The following is a 2,419-nucleotide window of genomic DNA, read 5'->3' as shown; positions in this document are numbered from 1 at the left end:
CCCCAGGACCTCCTCGCCGAACGCCAAAGCGATCTTGAAGCCCTTTCGCGCGCTTGGCGTACCCACCCGCAGATCTGATCTCACCACTCCGTCGGCCAACCCACCCGGTCCCACGCTCCCGCCCGGGCGGGGGCGATCGGGCGGAGCACGGTTAAGCCAGAGGGCCACCCGGCAGCCCTGGAACGCGGCGTCGAAAGGCGCCAGGAGGTGCCAGTCCGCTCGGACAGGCCTCCTCCCATGAGACGGAACCCGGCATGCTGCTGCGCGCAGCGGGCCGCGCGCAACCATTCGCAACCAGCTCGACAGGGGAGACCGCCATGGAGTTACGGTTCGTCGGGATGGACCCGAATACCGGAGGTGAGGGATCGCCGACGGTGTGGGTCGAGGAGGAGTCCGCAGATCTCGTCCTGCAGGGCGAGGAGGCCGACGAGCTCCTCGCGGCTCTGGTCGGCGCTACGGAGTGGGTGGCCGGCCACAAGGCGGGCATCCCCGCGCACGAGCGGGTGATCCGCATCCCGGCCCGGATGGTGCCGATCCTGAGGGAGGCGTGCGATGCCGCTGAACGCGCAAGCGCTGCACGACGCGACGTTCGCTGAGCTCCTGGCCGCCACCGAGCGCACGGCCGTACATCTGGAGATGCGCGACAGCTACGCCGTCGGCGACGAAGCCGACGACTTCTCCACCTTCCTGCGCACCGGTATCCCGAACCTGGACCCGACCCGCTCGTTCTGGCCGCAGTGGATGCCCCTGGTCCAGGAGGCGGTGGGCCGCGGGGTGGTGATGCGCCGCGCCCGGATCGTCTCCGAGCCGGTCACCGACTACATCCGCTACGAGCACGCCATCACCCCGCTCAACCTTGAGGCCGGCGAGGAGGTCCGCTGGCTGCCCCGCCGCGAGGCGAGCACCATCGCGCTGCCCGGGAACGACTTCTGGCTCCTGGACGACACGGTGGTGCAGTTCCACCACTTCACCGGCACCGGCGACTGGGCCAAGGACGGCCGCGAACGCACCACCGACCCGGCCGCGGCCGCGGCCGCCCTGTGCCGCACTGCGTTCGAGAAGGTGTGGGAGCGCGCCGTCCCCCACGCCAAGTACACCCCCTAACCCCGACCACCCCCACCACAGGACTTCCCGCGCCTTATGCCCGTCTCCCCGTCGTCCAGTGCCCAGGCCGCCCGCGAAGCTCTCGCGGTGCGCCTGGGCCACCTCATGCGGGACGCCGGGATCAACGGGCGTGAGCTGTCCCGCCGCTGCGGCTGGGACAAGGCCAAGACCTCCCGCATCCTCGGCGCCAAGGCCGCGCCCTCCGACGCCGACATCCGCACCTGGTGCACCGCCTGCAACGCCGAGGACCAGGCGGCGGACCTGGTGGCCACCGCCCGCGCGGTGGACTCGATGTACCTGGAGTGGCGCCGCCAGCACCGCGCCGGCATGCGCCGCGCCCAGGAAGACGTCCTCGCCCGCAACGCCGCCGCCCGCACCTGCCGCGCGTACGTCTCCAACGTCATCCCCGGCTTCTTCCAGACCGCCGACTACGCCGAAGCCCTGATGCGCTCCATCACCGACTTCCAGGGCACCCCCGACGACATCCCCGAGGCCGTCGCCGCACGGCTTGCCCGCTCCCGCTTCCTCTACGAGGGCGACCACCGCTTCGTCGTCCTCATCGAGGAGTGGGTGCTGCGCACCCGGATCGGCACCCCCGCCACGATGGCCGGCCAGCTCCAGCACCTGCTCACCGTGATGCCGCTGCCGTCGGTCTCCCTGGGCATCATCCCGCTCGGCGTCCCGCGCACGGTGTGGCCGCTGGAGGCGTTCTACCTCTACGACGACCGGCACACCGTGGTGGAAACCCTCACCGCCGGCATCAACGTCCGCCAGCCCCGCGAACTGGCCGACTACGCCAAAGCCTTCAAGGGCCTGGCGCAGATGGCCGTCCACGGCGACGCCGCCCGCACCCTCATCCGGGCCGCCGCCGACGCCGTGGGGTGAATCCGCGCAACTATCCGCAACCTTCTTGAGGCCCGGCCTGCGCCGTCCGTAGCGTCGAAGCACCGACGGGTCACCAGCGGAAAGGCGGTGCCTCATGCGCGCACGCACGACCAGCACCACCGCTCCCAAGCCCCGGTACGGCGTTCCGTCCCCTGCGCTGCTCGCCCGCGCCGACCGCGGCTACGCCCGCTTCCTCGCCCAGCAGCGCGAGAACCAAGAGCATGACGGCAGCCAGGCCCTGCCCGCCCCCGCCGCACACCCCGCGACCGCCCCAGCGAGGCTTTGATGAGCAGCAGACACCTGGCCCTGCACGACCCCGAAGGGCTCCTCGAAGGTGAACTCCCCCTCGACCGAAGCACCCACGAGCGCCTGGCCAAGGCCGTGCTCGTCTGGACCGGCGAGACCGGGCTACAGCCGGCGGACCTCCACC

Annotated in this window: 4 protein-coding genes; all 4 read left to right on the top strand. The window is 71.5% G+C overall.

The annotated features are described in order from the left end of the window. The first annotated feature begins 317 nt into the window (after window positions 1-317). The 4 genes from VR44_RS38790 to VR44_RS38775 all read left to right on the top strand — a co-directional run bounded on the left by VR44_RS38790 (window position 318) and on the right by VR44_RS38775 (window position 2,275). Complete coding sequence (locus VR44_RS38790; RefSeq protein ID WP_045952390.1) at window positions 318-596, top strand: hypothetical protein; 279 nt, start codon at window positions 318-320, stop codon at window positions 594-596. Continuing rightward, window positions 553-1,104, top strand: a complete 552-nt coding sequence (locus VR44_RS38785; protein ID WP_094192202.1) for a DUF6879 family protein — start codon at window positions 553-555, stop codon at window positions 1,102-1,104. The genes VR44_RS38790 and VR44_RS38785 overlap by 44 nt, the downstream gene beginning before the upstream one ends. Before the next feature lie 36 nt (window positions 1,105-1,140). Further along, a complete protein-coding gene (locus VR44_RS38780; protein ID WP_045952388.1) occupies window positions 1,141-1,989 on the top strand; it encodes a DUF5753 domain-containing protein in 849 nt (282 codons plus the stop codon). Between the two features lie 94 nt (window positions 1,990-2,083). Next, entirely contained in the window at window positions 2,084-2,275 is a 192-nt protein-coding gene (locus VR44_RS38775; RefSeq protein ID WP_045952387.1) for a hypothetical protein, read from the top strand. The last annotated feature ends 144 nt before the right edge of the window (window positions 2,276-2,419 follow it).

The organism is Streptomyces katrae, from assembly GCF_000966975.1.
Classification (GTDB): Bacteria; Actinomycetota; Actinomycetes; order Streptomycetales; family Streptomycetaceae; genus Streptomyces; species Streptomyces katrae.
This window is presented reverse-complemented; position numbering and strand designations above follow the sequence as displayed.

Coding starts and splice junctions, on each gene's coding strand:
- VR44_RS38790 (WP_045952390.1), top strand. CDS start 318: ATGGAGTTACGGTTCGTCGGGATGGACCCGAATACCGGAGGTGAGGGA.
- VR44_RS38785 (WP_094192202.1), top strand. CDS start 553: ATGCCGCTGAACGCGCAAGCGCTGCACGACGCGACGTTCGCTGAGCTC.
- VR44_RS38780 (WP_045952388.1), top strand. CDS start 1,141: ATGCCCGTCTCCCCGTCGTCCAGTGCCCAGGCCGCCCGCGAAGCTCTC.
- VR44_RS38775 (WP_045952387.1), top strand. CDS start 2,084: ATGCGCGCACGCACGACCAGCACCACCGCTCCCAAGCCCCGGTACGGC.